Source organism: Winogradskyella helgolandensis (assembly GCF_013404085.1).
Classification (GTDB): domain Bacteria; phylum Bacteroidota; class Bacteroidia; order Flavobacteriales; family Flavobacteriaceae; genus Winogradskyella; species Winogradskyella helgolandensis.
The window spans coordinates 517,756-541,392 of sequence record NZ_JABFHO010000001.1 but is presented as its reverse complement, the minus strand read 5'-3'; the positions used below and the strand labels follow the sequence as shown (position 1 = coordinate 541,392).

General features: G+C 33.7%; 18 protein-coding genes. 9 read left to right on the top strand and 9 right to left on the bottom strand.

Features of this window, described 5'->3' with window-relative positions:
• Positions 1-15: 15 nt before the first annotated feature.
• From hppD to HM992_RS02075, 7 genes are all read left to right on the top strand, one after another.
• On the top strand, positions 16-1,176 hold the full coding sequence (hppD, locus tag HM992_RS02105; RefSeq protein ID WP_179318509.1) for a 4-hydroxyphenylpyruvate dioxygenase: 1,161 nt from the start codon (positions 16-18) through the stop codon (positions 1,174-1,176).
• A 284-nt stretch (positions 1,177-1,460) separates the two neighbouring features.
• Positions 1,461-2,249, top strand: a complete 789-nt coding sequence (locus HM992_RS02100; RefSeq protein WP_178986645.1) for a DUF3108 domain-containing protein — start codon at positions 1,461-1,463, stop codon at positions 2,247-2,249.
• A gap of 14 nt (positions 2,250-2,263) precedes the next feature.
• Positions 2,264-3,196: a tryptophan 2,3-dioxygenase family protein gene (locus HM992_RS02095; RefSeq protein WP_178986990.1), complete on the top strand. Its 933-nt coding sequence runs from the start codon at positions 2,264-2,266 to the stop codon at positions 3,194-3,196.
• A 12-nt stretch (positions 3,197-3,208) separates the two neighbouring features.
• Positions 3,209-4,525: a M23 family metallopeptidase gene (locus HM992_RS02090; RefSeq protein WP_178986646.1), complete on the top strand. Its 1,317-nt coding sequence runs from the start codon at positions 3,209-3,211 to the stop codon at positions 4,523-4,525.
• Positions 4,525-6,171 carry a glucose-6-phosphate isomerase gene (pgi, locus tag HM992_RS02085; protein ID WP_179318507.1) on the top strand — a complete coding sequence of 549 codons (1,647 nt, stop codon included), beginning with the start codon at positions 4,525-4,527 and terminating at the stop codon, positions 6,169-6,171. Before HM992_RS02090 ends, pgi begins: the two co-directional genes overlap by 1 nt.
• Before the next feature lie 161 nt (positions 6,172-6,332).
• Entirely contained in the window at positions 6,333-8,867 is a 2,535-nt protein-coding gene (locus tag HM992_RS02080; protein ID WP_178986648.1) for a TonB-dependent receptor, read from the top strand.
• Between the two features lie 12 nt (positions 8,868-8,879).
• Positions 8,880-10,514, top strand: a complete 1,635-nt coding sequence (locus HM992_RS02075; protein WP_178986649.1) for a choice-of-anchor J domain-containing protein — start codon at positions 8,880-8,882, stop codon at positions 10,512-10,514.
• Positions 10,515-10,602: 88 nt separating this feature from the next.
• Here the strand turns inward: HM992_RS02075 and gldD are convergent, their stop codons facing one another.
• The 4 genes from gldD to mutY all read right to left on the bottom strand — a co-directional run bounded on the left by gldD (position 10,603) and on the right by mutY (position 14,197).
• Complete coding sequence (gene gldD / locus HM992_RS02070; protein ID WP_178986650.1) at positions 10,603-11,175, bottom strand: gliding motility lipoprotein GldD; 573 nt, start codon at positions 11,173-11,175, stop codon at positions 10,603-10,605.
• Positions 11,176-11,239: 64 nt separating this feature from the next.
• Positions 11,240-12,583, bottom strand: coding sequence for a gliding motility-associated protein GldE (locus HM992_RS02065; protein ID WP_178986651.1), 1,344 nt, complete (start codon positions 12,581-12,583; stop codon positions 11,240-11,242).
• Positions 12,584-12,612: 29 nt separating this feature from the next.
• Entirely contained in the window at positions 12,613-13,068 is a 456-nt protein-coding gene (locus HM992_RS02060) for a single-stranded DNA-binding protein (RefSeq protein WP_179318505.1), read from the bottom strand.
• Positions 13,069-13,156: 88 nt separating this feature from the next.
• A complete protein-coding gene (gene mutY / locus HM992_RS02055) occupies positions 13,157-14,197 on the bottom strand; it encodes an A/G-specific adenine glycosylase (protein WP_179318503.1) in 1,041 nt (346 codons plus the stop codon).
• Between the two features lie 105 nt (positions 14,198-14,302).
• Between mutY and HM992_RS02050 the strand changes: the two genes are divergently transcribed.
• Both HM992_RS02050 and HM992_RS02045 read left to right on the top strand, forming a co-directional pair.
• Positions 14,303-14,623, top strand: coding sequence for an HU family DNA-binding protein (locus tag HM992_RS02050; protein WP_262890396.1), 321 nt, complete (start codon positions 14,303-14,305; stop codon positions 14,621-14,623).
• Between the two features lie 320 nt (positions 14,624-14,943).
• The gene (locus HM992_RS02045; protein ID WP_178986654.1) at positions 14,944-16,482 is read left to right on the top strand and encodes an Rne/Rng family ribonuclease; all 1,539 of its coding nucleotides are present in this window, start codon (positions 14,944-14,946) and stop codon (positions 16,480-16,482) included.
• Positions 16,483-16,858: 376 nt separating this feature from the next.
• Here HM992_RS02045 and HM992_RS02040 read toward each other — a convergent pair whose 3' ends face one another.
• The 5 genes from HM992_RS02040 to HM992_RS02020 all read right to left on the bottom strand — a co-directional run bounded on the left by HM992_RS02040 (position 16,859) and on the right by HM992_RS02020 (position 23,427).
• Positions 16,859-17,578, bottom strand: a complete 720-nt coding sequence (locus tag HM992_RS02040) for a Bax inhibitor-1/YccA family protein (protein WP_178986655.1) — start codon at positions 17,576-17,578, stop codon at positions 16,859-16,861.
• 97 nt (positions 17,579-17,675) lie between these two features.
• Positions 17,676-18,371, bottom strand: coding sequence for a zinc metallopeptidase (locus HM992_RS02035; protein WP_178986991.1), 696 nt, complete (start codon positions 18,369-18,371; stop codon positions 17,676-17,678).
• A 114-nt stretch (positions 18,372-18,485) separates the two neighbouring features.
• Complete coding sequence (gene ald / locus HM992_RS02030; protein ID WP_178986656.1) at positions 18,486-19,586, bottom strand: alanine dehydrogenase; 1,101 nt, start codon at positions 19,584-19,586, stop codon at positions 18,486-18,488.
• 296 nt (positions 19,587-19,882) lie between these two features.
• Positions 19,883-20,302 carry a hypothetical protein gene (locus tag HM992_RS02025; protein WP_179318501.1) on the bottom strand — a complete coding sequence of 140 codons (420 nt, stop codon included), beginning with the start codon at positions 20,300-20,302 and terminating at the stop codon, positions 19,883-19,885.
• A 116-nt stretch (positions 20,303-20,418) separates the two neighbouring features.
• Positions 20,419-23,427 (bottom strand): leucine--tRNA ligase, encoded by a 3,009-nt coding sequence (locus HM992_RS02020; RefSeq protein ID WP_179318499.1) that lies wholly within the window; start codon positions 23,425-23,427, stop codon positions 20,419-20,421.
• Between the last annotated feature and the right edge of the window lie 210 nt (positions 23,428-23,637).

Here is a 23,637-nt window from a genome sequence, read left to right as displayed (position 1 = left end):
ATAAAACAAATAATTATGGCAAAAGAAGTAGAAAATGTAAACTACGGTTTAGAAAAAATATTTGAAGGAGCGCAAGATTTTTTGCCGCTTTTAGGTACAGATTATGTTGAATTTTATGTGGGTAACGCCAAACAAGCCGCACATTTTTATAAAACGGCTTTCGGATTTCAATCATATGCGTATAAAGGTTTAGAAACGGGTTCAAAAGATTCTGTAAGTTATGTGCTGAAACAAGATAAAATACGTTTAGTGCTTACCACTCCTTTAAGCAGTAAATCTGAAATCAATAAACACATTGTAAAGCATGGAGATGGCGTAAAAGTCGTGGCATTATGGGTAGAAGATGCGCGTAAATCTTATGAAGAGACAACCAAGCGAGGTGCGAAATCCTATATGGAACCAACCGTTGAAAAAGATGAATTTGGAGAAGTGGTAAGAGCCGGAATTTATACCTATGGTGAAACTGTACACATGTTTGTGGAGCGTAAAAACTACTCAGGAACCTTTATGCCAGGTTTTGTAGAATGGAAAAGTGATTACAATCCAGAACCGGCAGGATTAAAATATATAGACCACATGGTTGGTAATGTAGGTTGGGGACAAATGAATACATGGGTAAAATGGTACGAAGACGTGATGGGCTTTGTTAACTTTTTATCTTTTGATGATAAGCAAATCCATACCGAATATTCAGCTTTAATGAGTAAGGTAATGAGTAATGGAAATGGACGAATCAAATTTCCAATTAACGAACCTGCTGAAGCCGCTAAAAGATCCCAAATTGAAGAATATTTAGATTTTTACGAAGGTTCTGGTGTGCAGCATATTGCTGTGGCAACCGATGATATTATTACAACAGTTTCACAATTAAAATCTAGAGGAGTTGAATTTTTATCGACGCCACCAGAAGAATATTACAGAGCAGTGCCGGGAAGATTAGAAGAACATAGTCACGCGCTTAGAGAAGATATTGAAACCCTAAAAGGTTTAGGTATTATGATAGATGCCGATGAAGAAGGCTATTTGCTTCAAATTTTTACTAAGCCAGTAGAAGATAGACCAACTTTGTTTTTTGAAATTATTCAACGTATGGGAGCTCGTGGATTTGGAGCAGGGAATTTTAAGGCGTTGTTTGAGTCTATTGAACGCGAACAGGAGAAGCGCGGGACACTTTGATATAAAAAAGCGCGTTTAGTTCCCTAAATTTAAACGCGCTAATAAAAAAACTAATTCTAGTTACCTTCACATATACGTAATAATTTGACTCCATATGTTTTGGTTACCACTACACTTACATCGGCTGTCTTTAAAAATGAGAGCATAACTAATTATGGTGTTTATATCTATGATGTTTTTAGATAGTAAATAAAAGATTTTATAGATTTGGAATAGTAATTGTATTTAAGATAATTGTAACGTAAAAAATGCGTTACATTATTTATATTTACAAACTATAGATTATGAAACATTTATTTGCAATTATATTATTCTTTGTAGGATTTCAAGCCTCTAACGTAAAGAAGGAATCAGCCTTCCAGGAAGGAGAATGGTTTAAATTTGAGATGAGTTATAGCGGCTTCATTAAAGCAGGAAATGCAACCCTTTCCGTCAACGAAAAGAAACTAGACGGAAAGCCCGTATATCATGTGGTTGGAAAAGGTTGGACAACAGGAGCTATTAAGTGGTTTTTTAAAGTTAAAGACCGTTATGAAAGCTATTTTGATAAAGAAACAGGTGCTCCTTATAAATTTATTAGAAAAATTGATGAAGGTGGTCATACAAAGGATGTAGAAATTAACTTTGACCATGAAAAGAAGATTGCTGAGGTCAATAATAAAAAAGATAAAGAAACTAAAAACATAACCACAGAGCAAGATGTTCAGGATATGGTATCAATGTATTATTATTTAAGAAATAACATTGATGTAAAATCGTTAAAAGTTGGTGATGAAATAAAAACCAACATGTTTTTTGATGAAGAAAACTATGGTTTTAAGCTTAAGTATTTAGGAGTAGAGACAATAGAAGTGGATGTTAATGGTTCAGATGTAAAAGTGAAAACCATTAAATTCAGACCCTATGTTATGGCTGGTCGTGTCTTTAAAGAAGAAGAAAGTTTAACACTTTGGGTGAGTGCCGATAAAAATAAAATTCCTTTAAAAATTAAAGCAGATTTAGCTGTAGGCTCTCTTCGTGCAGACCTTGTTGAGTTTAAAGGTTTAAAACACTCTTTTAAAATAGTATTCTAAGATTAAAATTAATGATGTCAGACCAACCTAATTACGACGAAATTGTAAAATCACTTCAAGAGAAGTACGAAAAAATAGACCAAGATACAGACGACCATTTATACGGCTTACTTTATAGTAAACCCATTACGTATTGGGATTACATTCATACAGATGCCTTGTTGAATTTACAAATTCAACGTACCACGCTTCCAGATGAAATGGTGTTTATTGCCTATCATCAAATAAATGAGTTGATTTTTAAAATGATTCTTTGGGAGATTTCTCAAGTGGCTGAAAAAGAAGATTTAGACGTTACGTTTTTTGAAAGTAAACTGATGCGTATTAGTCGTTATTTCGACATGTTGTCCACCTCTTTCAACATTATGAGAGAAGGTATGGATGTTGAGCAGTATATGAAATTTAGATATACCTTAACTCCAGCAAGTGGATTTCAAAGTGCGCAATACAGACTTATTGAGTTTTCATCAACAGAATTGATTAATCTAATAGACTATAGATTCAGAAAAGATATTGATAGAGATACACCGTTTACACATGCTTTTGAGCATTTATATTGGCAAGCCGCAGGAAAAGACCATAAAACAGGAAAAAAATCGACACTTTTAGTTAATTTTGAAAAACGTTACAAAGACGAGTTTTTAAGATTTATGGAAACTTATAATACCACAAATCTTTGGACACGTTTTAAAGAACTTCCAGAAAAAGATCAGAAAGACGAAGAACTAGTTAAAGCCATGCGTCATTATGATTATACGGTTAATGTGAGTTGGGTAATGGCACATTACAACGCTGCCAAACATTATATTGATAGTGGAATCGGAGATGGTGAAGCTACAGGAGGAAGTGACTGGAAAAAATATATGCATCCAAAATATCAAAGACGGATTTTCTTTCCGGAATTATGGAGTGCAGAGGAATTAGAGAATTGGGGAAATAATTTATAATTAGCTTAATTAATGCAGTTAAAACGATTAATAACAATTGCTGTAATTGCAGTAAGTTTATATGCTTGTAAAGAGGATAACTCGGCAGAAATAGCCTTCGAAAAAGAACAAGCCGAAATAGTTGAAGAAGAAAAAATTCTTGAGTTTGGTTTCGATATTAATAATTACATCGTAAAACGAGATACCATACAAAAAGGGGATAGTTTTGGTGAAATTCTACAACGAAATAATATTGGGTACTCCGAAATTTTTAAGATTGCTGAGGTTACAAAAGACACCTTCGATATTAGAAAACTACATCCAGGCAGACCTTATACCTTGTTGTATTCTAAGGAATCGGAACAGGATTCGCTCCCAAGTCCAAATACGTTTATTTACCAAAATAGTCAAGAAGAATATGTTGTTATTGGTTTAAAGGATTCTATTCATGCTTATAAAAACAGAAAGCCGATAACTTATGTCGAAAAAACGGCAACAGGAATTATAGAAAGTAGTATTTCCAAAACGCTTGAGGATAAAGGTTTAAGTCAGCGATTAGCCTATAAAATGGCTGATGAAATTTATGCGTGGACCATCGATTTTAGACGACTACAAAAAGGAGACCGTTTTAAAGTTATTTATACGGATAAATATATTGATGATACTATATATGCAGGAATCCAAAATGTAAAAGCAGCTTATTTTGAACACAATGGTGATTCATTGTACGCGTTTCAGTTTGAAACAGATTCTATTAAAGGCATAGTTGATTATTTTAATGAAGATGCAAAAAATCTACGACGTGCGTTTTTAAAAGCTCCCGTTCAATTTAGTAGAATATCGTCGCGGTATAATCTAAAACGACGTATTGCCGTTTATGGTTATAAAGTTCGTCCTCACAAAGGAACCGATTTTGCAGCTCCAATTGGCACTCCAATTATGGCAACAGCGAACGGAACAGTAACTGAATCTACGAGAAGAGGAGGTAATGGTAAGTATGTGAAAATTAGACATAACGATACCTATTCTACACAGTATTTACATATGAGTAGGCAGAATGTTAAAAAGGGACAATTTGTAAAACAAGGTGATATTATCGGTTTTGTTGGTATGACAGGAAATACAGGTGGACCACATGTCTGTTATCGTTTTTGGAAAAATGGAGAACAAGTCGATCCTTTTAAACAAAAATTACCTGAAGCCAAACCAATATCAGACAGCTTAAAGGTAGAATTTTTAGATCATATTAAACCGATTAAGCAACGTTTAGATAATATCTTTTTCTTAGAGGCAGAGCCTATTCAACCAGAAAACACAATAACCGAAGATTTAAATACAGACATACAGTAATGGCATTAAAAGCAACCAACCCAACCACTACAAACGCTTGGAAAAAATTACAAGCACATTTTGAAACTATTAAATCTCAGCATTTAAAAGATTTATTTAAGGCTGATAAAGAAAGAGCAAATGACCTAACGATTAAATGGGATGATTTTTATGCTGACTTTTCAAAAAATAGAATCACAACAGAAACGCTTGATTTATTAGTTGAATTAGCAAATGAGCAGGACCTAAAAGATGCGATTTCAAAGTATTTTGAAGGTGATATTATTAATGCCACTGAAGGTAGAGCAGTTTTACACACGGCTTTAAGAGCACCTAAAGACGCCACCGTTTTTGTGGATGGTGAAAACGTAATTCCAGAAATACACGAGGTTAAGAAAAAAATTGAAACTTTTACGAACTCCGTAGTTAGCGGAAGTCATAAAGGGTTTTCTGGTAAGGCCATCACAGATGTTGTAAATATTGGTATTGGAGGTTCTGACCTTGGACCTGCAATGGTCGTAGACTCACTTCAATACTATAAGAACCAACTAACAACTCATTTTGTAAGTAATGTAGACGGTGATCACTATCAAGAAGTGATAAAAAACTTAAATCCGGAGACTACGCTATTTGTTATTGTTTCAAAAACATTTACGACTCAAGAAACGCTATCTAATGCGAATTCTATTAGAACTTGGTTCTTAGAATCCCAACCAAAAGAAGCGGTTTCTAAGCATTTTGTCGCAGTTTCAACAAATATTGAGAGTGTAAAAGCTTTTGGTATTGATGAAGAAAATATTTTCCCAATGAAGGATTGGGTTGGTGGTCGTTTCTCTTTGTGGAGTGCTGTTGGACTATCAATAAGTTTAGCGTTAGGCTACAAACATTTTGAAAGTCTTTTAGATGGAGCGCATAAAATGGATGAGCATTTTAGAACTGCTGATTTTAGTGAAAACATCCCCGTAATTTCAGCTTTGCTAACCGTTTGGTATAATAACTTTTTTAAGGCTGAAAGTGAAGCTATCATTCCATATACACAATATTTAAACCAATTTGCAACCTACCTTCAGCAAGGTATCATGGAAAGTAATGGTAAGAGTGTCGATAGAAATGGTGAGAAAGTGAACTACCAAACTGGAACGTTGATTTGGGGAGAACCAGGAACCAATTCACAACATGCCTTTTTTCAATTAATTCACCAAGGAACAAAGTTAATTCCAACGGATTTTATTGGTTATGTAAATTCATTATATGGTAATAAGGACCATCATGATAAATTGATGTCTAATTACTTCGCGCAAACAGAAGCGCTTATGAATGGTAAAACTGAAGAAGAGGTTTTAGCTGAATTTGAAGGTAAAACGATGTCTAAAGAAGCGATTTCTGCATTAGCACCTTTCAAGATATTTGAAGGTAATAAACCAACGACTTCTTTATTAATTAAAAAGCTAACTCCAGAGAGTTTAGGAAAATTAATAGCCATGTATGAGCACAAAATCTTTGTTCAAGGCATCATTTGGAACATTTATAGCTACGATCAGTTTGGTGTTGAGTTGGGAAAACAGCTCGCGAAATCTATACTAGATGAGCTTAATAATGCTAGTAAAGATGGCAATCATGACGCTTCTACGCAAAATTTACTAGCTTTCTATATGAATAATTGTTAATAATTGTTAAAAAGTTTTCATAAAATTGATTATCAATGTATGAAATTTGTTGATTCTATAATTTATCTTCACAATGCTTAATTGTTAACATTAAGTTAATGTTTTAGCTGTTGTATTGCGTAATTTTGCGCTGATAAAAAACCAATTAACTTAAATTTTATATGAAAAAATTTAGTCTTTTTTTATGTATTGTTGTTTTAACCAGTTTAACAACAATTGCATATGCCCAAAGCACTATTACGGGTAAAATTATTGATAGTGACATGAACTCTGCGCTTCCTGGTGCTAATATTATAGAGAAGGGAACGACCAATGGAACAACTACAGATTTCGAAGGTACTTTTACTTTAAACTCTAAATCGAGTTCAGGTGAAGTTGTTATTTCTTATGTAGGTTATGTTTCGCAAACTATTGCATTTAGTGGAGATACTGATTTAGGTACAATTACGCTAATGTCTAGTAATGTTGGCTTAGATGAAATTTTACTTGTGGCTTCTGTCGCTGTTGATAGAAAAACGCCAGTGGCTGTGTCAACAATTAAGGCTGAAGAAATTGCTATAAAATTAGGTACTCAAGAATTCCCTGAAATTTTAAAGTCAACACCTGGTGTTTATGTAACAAGACAAGGTGGTGGTTATGGTGACAGTAGAATTAATCTTAGAGGATTTAGTTCTGAAAACGTTGCGGTAATGATTAACGGTGTTCCAGTAAACGATATGGAAAACGGAGCTGTTTATTGGAGTAACTGGGCAGGTTTAGGAGATGTAACATCGACTATGCAGGTTCAAAGAGGTTTAGGTGCTTCTAAAGTAGCGGTTAATTCAGTGGGTGGTACAATTAATATCATTACAAAAACAACGGATGCAGAACAAGGTGGTCAATTTGGTGCTACTTTAGGTAATGACGGTTATACGAAATACGGAATGACTTACTCAACAGGTTTAAGTGATAAAGGTTTTGCAGCAACAGTTAGCGCTTCTAAACTTTATGGTGATGGTTATGTTGATGGAACAGAATTTTCTGGATATAACTATTTCTTAAGTTTATCTCAACAAATAAATGACGCACACAGATTGTCATTTACGGCTTTTGGAGCTCAACAAGAACATGGTCAGCGTTATAACCGTTCTACAATAGCAGAGTTAAAAGATACCGATTCTGGTCCTCAAAAAGCAAATAAAGATTGGGGTTATAAAAATGGTGAAGTTTACCACCAGTCTTATAACTTTTATCACAAACCACAAATATCTATAAACCACCTTTGGAATATTGATGATAATTCTTCTTTATCAACAGCTGCTTATGCATCGTTTGGTACCGGTGGTGGACGTAGGGATGAAGGTTCTAAAATTGGTTCTGATGATTATAGATTAGGGTCTACAGGCTTAACACCAATTGATTTTGATAAAGTTGTAGAAGAGAATCGTGCTAATGGTGTTAATGGTTCTACTGATATTCTTTCATCATCTATAAATAATCATGAATGGTATGGTATTTTATCTAGTTATAAAAACAGAATTAATGATAAACTAACAGTATCTGCTGGTTTTGATGGTCGTTATTATATTGGATCACACTGGTATGAAGTAACAGATTTATTAGGAGGTCAATTCTTCTTAGATAATGAAAGTGATACTTATGCTTTTGGTAAACCATTACAAGTAGGTGATAAGTACAATAAGGATTACGATGGTGTTGTTACAAGATATGGACTTTTTGGACAAGCAGAATATCAAATCAATGAATCTGTAAACGTATTTGTTGCGGCAGACGTTTCAAATAGTAATTACAAGCAGAAAGAATACATGAATAATACCATAGTAGGTAGTAGAGAGTCTGAAGCTGTTAACTTTACAGGATACGGTATTAAAGGTGGTGGTAACTACAACTTAGACATGAACAACAATGTGTTTGTAAATGTTGGTTATTTCTCTAAAGCACCATTTTTAGATGATGTATTTTTAGATGAAGATGGAATCATTCCTAATGAAAAGGCCGTTAATGAAAAAGTATTTAGTGCAGAACTTGGATATGGTTTCCGTGGTGACAAATTAAGTGCTAATGTTAACGTATATTATACGCAATGGTTAGATAAGTCATTAGGTGGTTCACTTGGGACTGGCGAAAGTCTATTTTTCTACAACTTACAAGGTATAGATGCATTACACCAAGGTGTTGAAGTTGATTTTAGATATAAGGCAACTGAAGAATTAACGGTAACAGGTATGGTATCGATAGGAGATTGGCAGTGGAAGAGTAATGTGTCTTCAGAAATTAGAGATCAATCAGGTGATGTTATAGATGTAGTTGAAGTTTATGCAGAAGATTTAAAAGTAGGTGATGTGGCTCAAACAACATTTGCTCTTGGACTTGATTATAAATTAGCTTCTAAATCTAATATCTACATTGATTATAACTTTGCAGGTGATAACTATTCATCATATGATGTTACAAATAGAGGTAGTTTAGATTTACCAGATGTATGGAAACTTCCTGATTTTGGTTTATTTGATGTTGGTGTAAGACATTCTTTTGAAATGGGATCTTTTAATGCAACATTAATAGGTAAAGTGAATAATGCATTTAATACTGAGTATGTTTCAGATGCTAACGATTTAGATGGTACAGCATCAACAGCTCAAGTTTATTTTGGTCCTGGAAGAACATATAGTGTAGGATTAAATGTTAATTTTTAAAAAAAATTGAATATGAAAAGAATATTTTATTGTTTAGCAGTTTTGGGTATCACCTTGGTAGGTTGTAACCCAATGGATGATATTTATGACGGATTAGATTCGTCAGCAGATCCAATTGTAGGTTCTGAAACTTACACATTAGTTAGTGATGATTATGATGCGTTAGAATTACCTTATGGTAATTTTGGTTCAGAAGAAGAAGCTAAAACGATATTGCCAGGTTTTTTATCTGATAAATATCCATTTTGGGGAGAAGGTTCTTCTGTCTTAATTGGATATGATTTATATGTTGGTAATGCTGAAGGTGTAAGTGATTACACAGATGCCGATGTTTATTCATTAGAAATTTTAGATTATCCTCAAGGATCTCTAAATGCAGTTGGTTTTTATCCAAATGAAAACCCTGAAGATTTTTTACCTAGTATACTTGAAGCAGAATACACTGAGCCAACTGAAGGTCAAGTGGTATTAGCATCATATAAGAGATATACTGAAGAACCAGTAGAAGGTATTTCTAATATATATGAAGCAGATTTTGTTTCTGCAGCAACACTTTTAGACTATACAGCTGTCAGTGTAACTGGTGATCAAGTTTGGGAAGCGTCTAGTTACGGAGCTAAAATGAATGGTTCTGACTATCCTGACTATTTTGAAAATGAAGATTGGTTAGTATCTTCAGAAATTGATTTATCAGCTTATGAAAATCCGTTATTTCAAGTAACTCAAATTTTAAACTATGCTAATGAATCTGATTATTATAACATCTTAGTATCTACAGATTATACTGGTGATGTTACTACAGCAACTTGGGATACTATTGAACTTAATCCTGTGCCTGCTGGTGATAGCTGGTCTTCTGTGACTTCTGATGATTATAATTTTTCTGCTTATGAAGGTGAAACAATTCACATTGCCTTTAAATACGAATCAGATACAACAATTGGTGCGACTTGGGAAATAGAGTTAGCTGTAATTAAAGTTGCAGGTGTTGAAGGAGATACTGTAAATGAAGAGGTTTATTACACGTATACAGATGGAGAATGGGAATTGTCTGAAGGTGTATATATCTTAAGTGAAGAGGATTTTGCATCTATGGGCTTAAGCAACTTCGGAAGTTCTATACCTGCAGATAATTATTTACCTGCATTTTTAAATATTAAATATCCGTATGCTCAAGAAGAAGATGCGTTAACAGTTATCTATAAATATGTGTCTAGTTCTTCTGGAGCACAATTAAGAGGTGATTTATACACATTTGAAGCTGGTGAATGGACTGCTCATGAATCTACTATCTCTACAACTTTACAGTTTGGATTTGTTGATGGTATTTGGGTTCCTGATAACACAATTAGGTATACTTTAACATCTGCTGATTATGCTGCAATTGTTGCGGATTTAGCAACTGTTTATCCAGCGGCTACAGCAAGTACAGAAAATTACGGAAACATGGACAGAAGAGCTGGTAATGCAGCTGAGTGGACAGACCCAATGATACTAGATGCTATTAATGTAGTGTTAGGTAACGTTGCACCTTCTGCAGATGAAGAGCAAAAGTATGTGATTACGCTAGAGGTTTATAATGGTAGTAATACTACAGAAGACTTCGCTGTTATTAAAATAGGTGGCGTATGGGTTTACCAAAGCTAATAAAGCGGTAAATTAAATACATTACAAATAAAAAAAATGCCTATCGAAATTTCGATAGGCATTTTTTTATAGTGTTAAGTTTATAAGATTATTGGTCTTTCCAGCGTACGGTTTCCATAATATGGCTTATATCTTTTTTTAAGTATTCTGAAGCAGGATAAATAGAATCATAATTAGGTTTCGCATAAAAGTAAAGTGAGCCACTTAAAAAGTGATGAATACTATCTGTTACATAAAATTGAGATTGTGATGCAGCATCTCCTCCTATTTCATATAACATACCGTATACATTTGCTTCTTTGTTCTCAAATAACTGATGAGAGATTTCATCAGCTTTTATAGCGTGCTTTTGAGTAAGGTTTTGAGCGTCTCTAAGTAAACTATCAATATTGCCGTTTTTAACTTCTTTATAAGTAAGATAAATGGTGGCTTTAAGTGGTGTATACTTAATATTAATACCATTGGTATTACCTATGGTTTTTATCGTTTTAATAGGGTCTGCTAGTTTATTTTTTTCAAAAGAAAAAGGTAAAGGAACAATAGCTTTTTCATAAACAGCGTTTGGGTATTCAAGTCTTAAATAACCTTTAGGTTTAGGTAAAGTGTCATCTCCGCATCCTAACATTAATACGCTTAACAAGGGTAAAACTAGTCGTTTCATGTGCTCTTTTTTGTTCTTTATTTGACGTGCTTCTTTTTCTTCTTACAAGCAAAGCATTCTCATTTTATTCTTGGTTATCTAATAAGGTTAGCTTAATCTGCTTAATACGTTTTCGTTCTAAAGCTTCTACAGTAAAAACGTAATTTTCAAAATTTATTTTACTTCCTATTCTCGGAAATCCACCCGAAATCTCTAAAACAAAGCCAGCAAGTGTTTCTGAATCCCCTTTTTTAGCTTCAAAAAGTTCTGCATCGTCCTTAATACCAACTATTTTGTAAACATCTTTTAAAGGAGTCTTGCCTTCAAAGCTAAAATTGTTATTATCTAATTTTGTGTACACTAAATCATCATCATCATACTCATCACTAATATCTCCTACAATTTCTTCTATGATATCTTCAAGAGATACCAATCCCGATGTGCCTCCATATTCATCAACAACAACAGCAAGATGTACTTTTTTGGTTTGAAACTCTACCATTAAATCATCTAATTTCTTGTTTTCTGGCACAAAGAAAGGTTCACGTAAAATAGTGGTCCAATCAAATGTTTTCTTATTTAAATGTGGTAATAAATCTTTTACATAAAGGACTCCAATAATGGTATCTATACTTTCTTCGTAAACAGGAATTCTAGAATAACCGTTATCAATAATTTCCGCAATAATGGTTTCGTAAGGAGTTTTTATGCTTAGAGCAAATAAATCCATACGCGGACGCATAACTTGTTTGGTGTCTGTGTTTCCGAAAGAGACGATACCTTTTAGTAATTTTTGTTCTTCTGTTGTGGTGTCTTCGTCATTAGTTAGTTCTAAGGCTTGTGATAGTTGATCTACGCTAAGGTTTGAACGTTGTTTTCCAAATTTGTTATGAATTTTTATCGTTACATAACGCATCGGTAAACTTAAAGGAGAGAAAATAACATCCAACACCTTTAGGGGTTTTGCCATAAATGAAGAAAACTTTACACTATTTCTACTGGCATAAATTTTAGGGATAATTTCTCCAAATAGTAGAATCAAAAATGTAGCAACAATTACTTTAACAAAGAAAGCTAGTTCAATTTCGAAAAAGTGGAAATTGATTGAATAATTAATTCCGTCAAAAACAGTGTCACTAATTGATGCAAACAATAAAACAATTGCAATATTTATAAAGTTATTAGCGACTAATATCGTTGCCAATAATTTTTTGGGTCGTTCTAAAAGTGAAGCAATGATTTCCATGGCTGCCGATTTGTTTTCTAAACCATCATTCAAATTAGATTTTGTAAGAGAAAATAAAGCGACTTCAGCACCGGAAATTAGCGCAGAGCATAAGAGTAAAACGATGAGTAATATAATGCTTACTACAAAGGAAGTGTTGGCAATTAATAAAGAAGAAATTAAAACCGTGGGTTCTGGGTCCAAGATAAAGTTATATTAAATGGTTAAAATGGTTAAAATGGTAAATCGTCATCGCCTTCTGGTTCTGCTGAAGCGGGTGTAGTAGGTTTTGCAGAAGGTTTTGATTGAGCATTAGTATTTGTTGTAGACTGCTTTGGTTGTTGCTGGTCCGTTTTAGGAGTTAAAAACGTAAATTCATCACATTGAATTTCTGTAGAATAACGTTCCATCCCTTTATCATCTGTCCATTTTCTGGTTTTTATGCGTCCTTCAATATAAACCTTATCACCTTTTGTAAGATACTTTTCACAAATTTCGGCAGCTTTATTTCTAACCACGATGTTGTGCCATTCGGTATTTGAGACACGTTCATTAGTCTGTTTACTTATATAAGTCTCACTTGTTGCTATAGGAAAGCGACCAACACAATTTTTATCATCAAAATAGTGCATTTTTACTTCGTCACCTAAGTTTCCAATTAACATTACTTTATTTAAGGTTCCAGACATAATATTTAAGTTTTAATAAGTTGCAAAGTTACTCAATTGCGTAATCACTACTTTAAAAGTAGTAAAAAAATGTGATTTCTTTATGGTTCTAAAAACTGAAGTTGTCTATAAACTCACTTATAAGCACAGGAGATGGATATTTTGTGAGCGATTTAATTAAAATTGCTTCCTTTGGAAGTGATTCTACATCAATAATCCAAAATTTTGTATACAAATGCTGATGAGATAATTTATGAACAATATCTACTTCATTATATAAGGAGTAATCCAAAGGATTAATTTTCAACAAGGAGTCTTCAAAATTTAAAAGATGAAATTCTTCTGCAGTTAAACTTTTTTCAGATTCTATTAATGGAAACTGGTAAAGATGCTGCCATATCCCTTTTTTGCTACGTTTCTCAAAAAGCGTTTTTTTATGATGATCCATAAACACCAGAAAGTTGAAGTATTTTACAGTAACTTTCGTTTTCTTCAGTTTAACAGGAAGCACATCAACGATCTGATTTTTGAGGGCAACACAACTATCTTGTAATGGACAAACAGAGCAAATGGGATTTTTTGGTTTGCATTGTAAAGCTCCAAACTCCATAATAGCTTGGTTATACGTGGCAGGTTGGTTGTGGTCTATTAACGTTGAGGCTAATAATTTGAATTCTTTTATACCTATAGTTGAGTTTATAGGAGTGTCAATTCCGAAATAACGAGATAGTACCCGATACACATTACCATCTACCACAGCAGCGACTTCGTTAAATGCAATAGAAGCAATAGCACTTGCTGTATAATCACCAACTCCTTTTAATTTTAATAAGTCTTTATAATTATCCGGAAATTCACCATCAAACTCCTTAACAATATGTTTTGCTGTAGCATGAAGATTTCGTGCTCTAGAATAGTAACCTAAACCTTGCCATAATTTTAAAATTGACGTTTCAGATGCCTCAGCAAGATCAAAAATTGTTGGGTATTGGGTAACAAATGCGTCATAATATGGTAATCCTTGCTTAACTTGAGTTTGTTGTAAAATTATTTCTGATAGCCAAATGTAATACGGATTACGTGTTTCTCTCCATGGTAATTCCCTCTTTTGAGTTGAGTACCAGTTAATTAGTTTACTATTGAAATCCATTTGGTTTTTTTAATGAAAAGCAAAATTAAATGTTTATTGTGTTAAATTTTAATTAATTACGTTTGAACTATTGAAATTAAATTACCTATATTTGCATCCCTTAGAATTTATAGTAACCCTAAAACTAGTAACAAAATGACAAAAGCTGATTTAGTAGCGAAAATATCTGATAAATTAGGTATAGAAAAAGGAGATGTACAAGCAACAGTTGAAACCTTTATGGAAGAAGTAAAAACATCTTTAGAGAGCGGAGATAACGTTTATTTAAGAGGTTTCGGAAGTTTCATTATTAAAACAAGAGCTGAAAAAACAGGTCGTAATATTTCAAAGAATACTACAATAAAAATTCCTGCACACAACATTCCAGCATTTAAGCCTGCTAAAGTATTTTTAGAAGGAGTTAAATCTAATGTTGAGGTTAACTAAGAAAGCATTTAAACAAAATATTAATTTAAAAAGCATTATTTATTATGCCAAGTGGTAAAAAAAGAAAAAGACACAAGGTAGCGACGCACAAGCGTAAAAAACGTAGACGTGCTAATCGTCACAAGAAAAAATAAATTGAAAAAAGTAGTTATAAAACTACTTTTTTCAGTTTTAAAGAAACGTTCTTTGATATAGAATTTATAGCATTTAATAGAGTGCTGATAGATTTGTTGGATTCCCGATTTTAATCGGGAGACCTGTGTCAAATAATTTAGTAAAATCCATCTACCTCAATTAAGAGTTAGATATAAATTAACATTATGAACAAGGAATTAATCGTAAGATCGAGTTCAGATATTGTTGATTTTGCCTTATTAAAAGATGGAAAACTTATTGAATTACATAAAGACGAAGAGGATAACAACTTTGCGGTTGGTGACATTTTTATTGCCAAAATACGCAAAGTCATGCCTGGTTTAAACGCTGCGTTTGTTAACGTTGGCTATGAGAAAGATGGTTTTTTACACTATCATGATCTAGGACCGCAAATGCCTTCGCTTTTAAAATTCATTAAACGTGTAAGCACAGGGAAATTAAGGGATTACACCCTTAAAGACTTTCCTATGGAAAAAGATTTAGATAAAAATGGTAGCATTGCAAATGCTATTAAATCTAATCAGTCCATATTAGTACAAGTAGTAAAAGAACCAATCTCTACAAAGGGACCACGCATTAGCTCAGAATTGTCTATTGCTGGTAGATATATTGTCTTGGTACCTTTTTCTAATCGGATTTCAATTTCTCAAAAAATTGAATCACAAGAAGAAAAAGACCGCCTAAAAAGACTCGTTAAAAGTATCACACCTAAAGGTTTTGGAGTTATTATTCGTACTGTAGCAGAAGGCAAAAAAGTTGCCGAGCTAGATAGTGATTTACAGAATTTGCTGGATCGATGGACAGCAATGTGTAAAAAATTGTACAAAGCTCATCACCCAACTAAAGTATTGGGAGAAATGAATAAAGCATCCTCTATTTTGAGAGATATTTTTAATGATTCATTCTCTGGTATTGTTGTAGATGATGAAGAAATGTATGTACAAGTAAAAGATTATGTGCAACAAATTGCACCGAATAAGGAATCCATAGTGAAGTATCACAAAAATGGACCTATATTCGAAAAATTTGGTATCGAACGCCAAATAAAAACATCATTTGGTCGTACCGTCTCTATGTCAAGAGGTGCTTATTTGGTTATTGAACATACCGAAGCGCTTCATGTTGTAGACGTAAACAGTGGTAACCGCTCCAATAAAGAGAAGAACCAGGAGGATACGGCTTTAGAAGTGAACATGATTTCTGCTCAAGAAATTGCAAGACAATTGCGTTTACGCGATATGGGAGGCATTATCGTTATCGATTTTATCGATATGGGAAAAGCAGAGAACAGAAAAAAGCTTTATAATTATCTTAGAGATGAGATGAAAGATGATAAAGCAAAGCATAAAATATTGCCGCCGAGTAAGTTTGGATTAGTGCAAATAACCAGACAGCGCGTTAGGCCAGAACGCAATATTAAAACGAAAGAAGAAAATCCTAATGTATTAGGCGATGAAATCGAAGCACCAATTAAAGTGGTGGAACGTATTAATCAAGACCTGCAACGTATTTTCAAAAAAGACCATAAAAAGGTGACTCTTAATACACACCCTTTTATAGCAGCCTTTTTAACCAAAGGGTTTCCATCAGTACGTTCAAAGTGGTTTATTGAACACAAAAAATGGGTAAAAGTTTTACCTAGAGATGCTTACACATATCTTGAATACCATTTTTACGATAAAAATGGCGACAAAATTAAATAATATCTATTAAAAAAAGCCCAATTGAAATTTCAGTTGGGCTTTTGTTTTTAAAAATATATTCTATATTTATTTATAACGTCTTTTAGTATTCCAAATCATTGAACTTGCCTTACTAAATTGTTTAGTTTTCGTTCCAACTTTGCTCTCTGCAGTTATTTGATTATTTAATTTCATAATTTATTTATTATCTCTTTTTTTTCGAGGTGCAAATTTACGACGCTTATACGCTTTAGAATACAATAGATTTGATGTCTTTCTATGTTATATTAACCTTGTTTTTATTTTTTTAACACTAATCAGGTCAAAATAAAATATTTATTAAAAAAGCCCAACTAAAATTTTTAGTTGGGCTTTTCATTTTTTATATAATTTGAGATTAATCTCTAGACATAAATATTCTTAAAATATACCAGAATAATAGCATTAAGGATGCAAACAATCCTAAAGCTGCCGGAATATAATCTTCAACTCCATAAGTCTTTACTAAGTTAGAGGTTTGATATAGAATAGAACCGCCTGCTAATAAACACATACCTACGGAAAACCATAAGCCTAGATTAAAACCAAAAATAGTACCTGCTATAATTAAGCCTATTGCAATGAAGAAACCAACGGTTAATCCTGTTTTTAAAAATGAGAAATCGGATTTCGTCATAAGCACCACAGCAGATAGGCCCGTGAATAATGCCAAGGTTACAATAGAGGCTTGATAAAGAACTTCTGAACCAGCAGGACCCATTAGTTCAGTAACTATATATAACATTGGTACAAAAATTAAGGCTTCAAAAAATATGTAAATGCCATAGGCTAAATACTGCTTGTTTTTATCCGTGGTTTTCATAGCCATACCTTCTGCATAGTTGGTTGCTAACATAAAACCGCCAAGCATTAATAACCATTTATAGCCTTCAGTCATGGAAAGCATAAATTTTACTACCGCATCACTTTGCAGTAATACGTATTCAAATAAGATGAAAGCAAGAACTCCACCTGCAACATGTGAGTATGTTTTTTTGTAAAAAGTAGTGCGCTCGACCTCTGAAATATGGCCTATTAGTATTTTTTCTGAGGATTGGTTTGGGAATTGGTTGTCCATAGTATGATTTAGTTAGAAATGTTAAAGTAAGTGTTTTCTTTATACAGAACAAAAAAAGCCCTGAAAAATCAGAGCTTTTAATACTATATTTTAATAATTAATCTCTACCACCAAACACTTGTAGTGCCCAATATAATAAAGAAGCTAGTGCTCCAATAGCAGCAACCAAATATGTTCTAGCTGCCCATTTTAGTGCATCCTCAGAACCTTTGTATTCATCTGGAGTTAGCATGTTTTTGTTTTTTAACCATGCTAAAGCTCTGTTACTCGCATCATACTCTACAGGTAAAGTAATAAAGCTAAATAATGTAGCAAAGCCCATAAAGACTAAACCAGCAACAGCAACCCAATATCCTAAACCAACTCCTGCAGCAGCTCCTAAAACAAGGCCGCCAATTACTAACCATTGCGACATGCCAGATGTAACACTAACAATTGGTACTAACGCAGACCGCATGCCTAAAGCACTATAAGCTTGTGCATGTTGCACGGCGTGGCCACATTCGTGAGCGGCAACAGCAGCCGAAGCTGCGTTTCGTTGATTATAAACGGATTCACTTAAGTTAACCGTTTTATTTTTTGGATTGTAATGGTCTGTTAATTGTCCTGGTGTAGAAATAACCTCTACATCAGTGATACCATTATCTGCTAACATTTTTTCTGCTATTTCTCTTCCAGATAAACCATTGCGCAATTGTACTTTAGAATACTTAGCAAACTTGCGTTTTAGTTGATTACTCACTAACCAGCTTACTAATGCAATAGCACCAATTAGTATGTAATATCCTATCATTCCACTCATAATTTGAAATTTTTAATTCATGTAAATTTAATAAATGAATAGCAAATAGTAAGCCAAATTTGAGTTAAGAAATTTTGTCAGGACTTTAAATGACAGTCGTAAACTTTACATAGCATCAACAGACCAGTTAAAGGCTTCTGCAATTTCTTCATATACAATTTTACCCTTAACGATGTTTAATCCTTTAGCTAAGGTGGCATCGTTTTTACAAGCTGTTTCCCAACCTTGATTTGCTAAACGCAACACATAAGGTAGGGTAACATTAGTTAAGGCTAAAGTTGATGTGTATGGCACAGCTCCTGGCATATTAGCCACACAATAATGTACAACATCATCTATAATAAAGGTTGGATCTTCATGTGTTGTGGCTTTCGTAGTTTCCATACAACCACCTTGATCTACAGCGACATCAACTAAAACTGTACCTGGTCGCATATCTTTAAGCATATCTCTAGTAATTAATTTTGGGGCTTTTGCTCCTCTAACTAAGACACCTCCAATAATTAAATCGTGATCTTTTATACGTTGTCTAATATTATACTCACTTGAAAATTCGGTGACCACATGGCTAGGCATAACGTCGTTTACATAGCGCAATTGCTTCATGTTAATATCCATAACAGTAACGTGAGCACCTAAACCAGCCGCCATTTTTGCCGCTTGGATGCCAACAACTCCCGCACCCAAAACTAAAACGCGTCCTGGAGGAACACCTGGAACTCCGCCAAGTAATACTCCACGACCTTTAATAGGTTTTTCTAAATATTTTGCACCTTGCTGAATTGCCATTCTTCCAGCAACTTCAGACATTGGTGTTAATAATGGTAATGAACCATCTTTATCTTCAACGGTTTCGTAGGCAATACACACAGCTTGGCTATTTAACATGGCCTTTGTTAATGGTTCGCTAGATGCAAAGTGAAAATAGGTAAACACTACATGATGCGATTGTATTAAAGGGTATTCTTCAGCAATAGGTTCCTTAACTTTTATAATCATATCACTAGAGGTATAAACGTCTGTTATAGTTTCTAACACTATTGCGCCAGCATTTATATAATCTAGATCAGAGAAGCCACTACCAAAACCAGCATCTTTTTGGACATATACCGTGTGTTTGTTTTTTGTAAGTTCAAAAACTCCAGCAGGTGTCATACCAACTCTGTTTTCATTGTTTTTAATTTCTTTTGGGACTCCGATTTTCATTTTTTAATGATTTATAAAATTAATAGCTGGAAGAAAGTACCATCAAAAAAACTAGCTATGCAAATTTCAATATCAACTAAGAGTCATTTTTACGAAATATTTATTTTCAGGCTGTAATTTTGAAAACTATAAAAAATAGTGCTGATTTTGAGGCTAATATGGTATTACGTGAATGTTGAATAGTTTCGGTAAAGTGCCTTACGAGTGTGGCCTCAATATAAAATTGTCGAAAACGAAATGTTACTTTAGGTAATTGGCGAAGAATGAACCGATTGTAATGATGAATTAAAAAGAGATTAGTTGTTTCTAGATTCTAAAACCATTTTAACAACCTTATTATTTTCAAAAATTAAAACGAGTTGCATGGGACCTTCATTATTAAAACTGGCTCTTTCTCCGACGTAATAAATATAAGAATCTATATCTTCTGTATACCTGTCATTAGGTTTTCCTAATTGATCTAAAACGTCTTGTTTTGTAGCGTTAATAAAAAGGTTTCGATCCATAACATCATCGACCATTTCATCCCGAAAGGAAGGTTGAGATTTCCATTTTTCGGAGTCAAAACGTTCGTTAAATTGATAAATTAAAGTGGTTGCCAAAACAAATGCTAAAAAGAAAATTAAACCAACTTGATTGACCTGATTATTACGAAAATCAAAATAATCCTTAAGACTTTTACGCTTCTTTTTAGGTGTGGGTTGATTTAAAAACATAGCATTAGTCTTTGTTCGTATTACCAAACCAAATAAAATAGTTGGAGACCAAACCAACATAACTTTGAGACCAACCTATAATTGGTAACAAAGTTATGATGATATATTTTAGAAGTTTACCCAACAATATTTACAATTTTTCCAGGCACCACAATGATTTTCTTAGGTGTTCTGCCATCTAATTGCGCAATTGTTTTTTCGTGAGACATTACGGTTTTTTCAATATCGTCTTTGTTCATGTCCATTGGCAATTCTAAAGTAAAACGCATTTTACCATTAAAAGAAATGGGATAGTTTTTACTACTTTCTACTAAATGACTTTCGTCAAAAACAGGGAAAGGTGCCGTAGAAATAGAATCATTATTTCCTAATTGACTCCATAATTCTTCAGCAATATGTGGTGCGTAAGGTGAAATTAAAACCAATAAAGGTTCTAAAATGGCTTTACTTGTACACTTCTGAGCGGTTAGTTCATTTACCGCAATCATAAAGGTAGAAACTGACGTATTGAAAGAGAAATTCTCAATATCTTCTTGGACTTTCTTTATGGTTTTGTGTAAGGTTTTTAAGTTGTCTTTGGTCGCTTCAGCATCATTCACTTTTAAACCATTTTCACCAACGTATAATTTCCATAGTTTTTTAAGGAAATTATGGACTCCTGTAATACCAGCAGTATTCCAAGGTTTGTATTGCTCTAAAGGACCTAAGAACATTTCGTAGAGTCTTAGACTGTCTGCTCCGTAATCTGCACAAATACTATCTGGGCTCACAACGTTGTATTTTGATTTAGACATTTTTTCAACGTCTCGACCTACTTTGTAAACATCGTTATTTCCTTCAATAATATCTCCGTTTTCACTAATAAAAATAGCATCTTTATAATCAGCTCCAAATTCAGGATCCGTTTTTAATGCTTCAATATCTAATTCATCTGAAGCATTTACATATTGTACTTTCACGTGAATTTCAGATAATGATATTTTTTCAAAATTAGATTCAACTTTGAATCCATTCTTTTCCCAAATAGAATTTGTTTTATTTAAAACTTCAATTATATTTTTGTCTTGTATTCCTTTTTGAAAATTATCATAACTTGATTTTGAAACATAGAAATGAGGTAATTTGACTTCATCTAAACGAACAGTTTCTGACATACTTTTTACTGTAACGGAAGGTCCAACTCTATAAACAAAAGCACTAGTCCCCAAAATCATTCCTTGGTTAATCAACTTTTTAAAAGGCTCTTCAACATTAACAAAACCGCGATCTTTCAATAATTTCACCCAGAAACGCGAGTAGAGTAGGTGACCAGTCGCATGTTCTGCGCCACCAATATATAAATCTACATTTTCCCAATATTTCAGCGCAGCTTCACTTGCAAAAACACCATCTCTATTGGCTGCATCTTCCATATAACGGAAGAAATACCAAGAACTTCCTGCCCAACCAGGCATGGTGTTTAGTTCTAGTGGATGAATTGTTGTATTGTTTATCTTATCATTAGAAACCACAGAATTACTTTCAGTACACCAAGCCCAAACGTCTGCACGTCCTAAAGGCGGTTCACCTTCTTCGGTTGGTAAATATTTTTCAACTTCCGGTAATCTAATCGGTAAATGCTCAGCATCTATCATTTGTGGCATACCATTCACATAATAGACTGGGAATGGTTCTCCCCAATATCTTTGTCTTGAGAATACAGCATCACGCAAACGGTAATTAGTTTTACCTACGCCTTGACCTAATTGTTCTAATTGATAAATAGCCAATTTAGATGCTTTTTTATAGTTCATGCCATTAAGGAAATCACTATTGGCGATTTTTACATTGTCTTTAGAAGCATAGGCTTCTTCAGAAATATCAACACCTTCAAATATATTTGGAATAGCAATATCAAAATGTTTTGCAAAATCGTAATCACGTTGGTCACCACAAGGCACTGCCATAACTGCACCTGTTCCGTAGCTTGCTAAAACGTAATCGCCTATCCAGATAGGAATCGGTTCTTTAGAAAACGGATGCTCCGCATAAGCTCCTGTAAACACACCAGAAATGGTTTTTACATCTGCCATTCTATCGCGTTCGCTTCGTTTGGCTGATTTTTCTATGTAAGCTTCAACTTCAGCTTTTTGTGCTTCGGTTGTAATTTGTGATACTAATTCGTGTTCTGGTGCAAGCGTCATAAATGACACTCCAAAAATAGTATCTGGTCTTGTAGTGAAAACGTCGATGACATCATCGTGTCCATTTACATTAAAAGATACCGAAGCTCCAACGGATTTACCAATCCAGTTTTTCTGAATGTCTTTTAAGGCATCGGTCCAATCGAGATCATCTAATCCTTGAAGTAAACGTTCTGCATACGCAGAAATTCGCATGCTCCATTGGGTCATTTTTTTACGTACTACTGGATGACCACCTCGTTCCGAAACACCATTAACTATTTCGTCATTGGCTAAAACGGTTCCTAATTCCGGACACCAGTTAACCTCAGTTTCTGCTAAATAGGTTAATCTGTATTTTAAAAGTATTTCTTGTTGTTCTTCTGAAGAAAAATTATTCCATTGCTCTGCCGTAAACTGGCCTGCATTATCATCACATACAGCTTCTACAGCAGCATTACCCTCTCTAGCAAATACCTTTTCTAATTCAGAAATAGGAAATGCTTTATTTGCATGTTTACAAAACCAAGACTCATACAATTGTATAAAAATCCACTGTGTCCACTTATAATATTCAGGATTAGAAGTTCTTACTTCTCTGCTCCAATCGAAAGAAAAACCAATTTGGTCTAATTGACGACGATACGTTGTAATATTGGTTTCAGTAGTAACTGCAGGATGCTGACCTGTTTGTATCGCATACTGTTCTGCAGGCAATCCAAAACTATCATAACCTTGAGGATGTAAGACATTAAAACCTTTATGGCGTTTATAACGTGCATAGATGTCACTAGCAATATAACCTAAAGGATGGCCAACATGTAAACCTGCTCCAGAAGGATAAGGGAACATATCTAATACGTAGTATTTTGGTTTATCGCTTTGGTTTGAGGCTTTAAATGTTTGGTTTTTTGCCCAATAGTCTTGCCACTTTTTTTCTATGTCGTTGAAATTGTATGTCATATGAATTGTCTTTTCACGCAAAGGCGCAGAGTCGCAAAGCATATCGTTTAAAAAAATGACTTTGTGACTTAGCGCCTTTGCGCGAATTTGCCTTTACTTTAAAGCGCAAATTTAATAATAACCATCTAAACAGCCTATTTTAAAATGAATAGGAATTATAAAAGAATAAGCACCTTGTTTTAGACAAGATGCTTTTACTAGGTTAAGTTG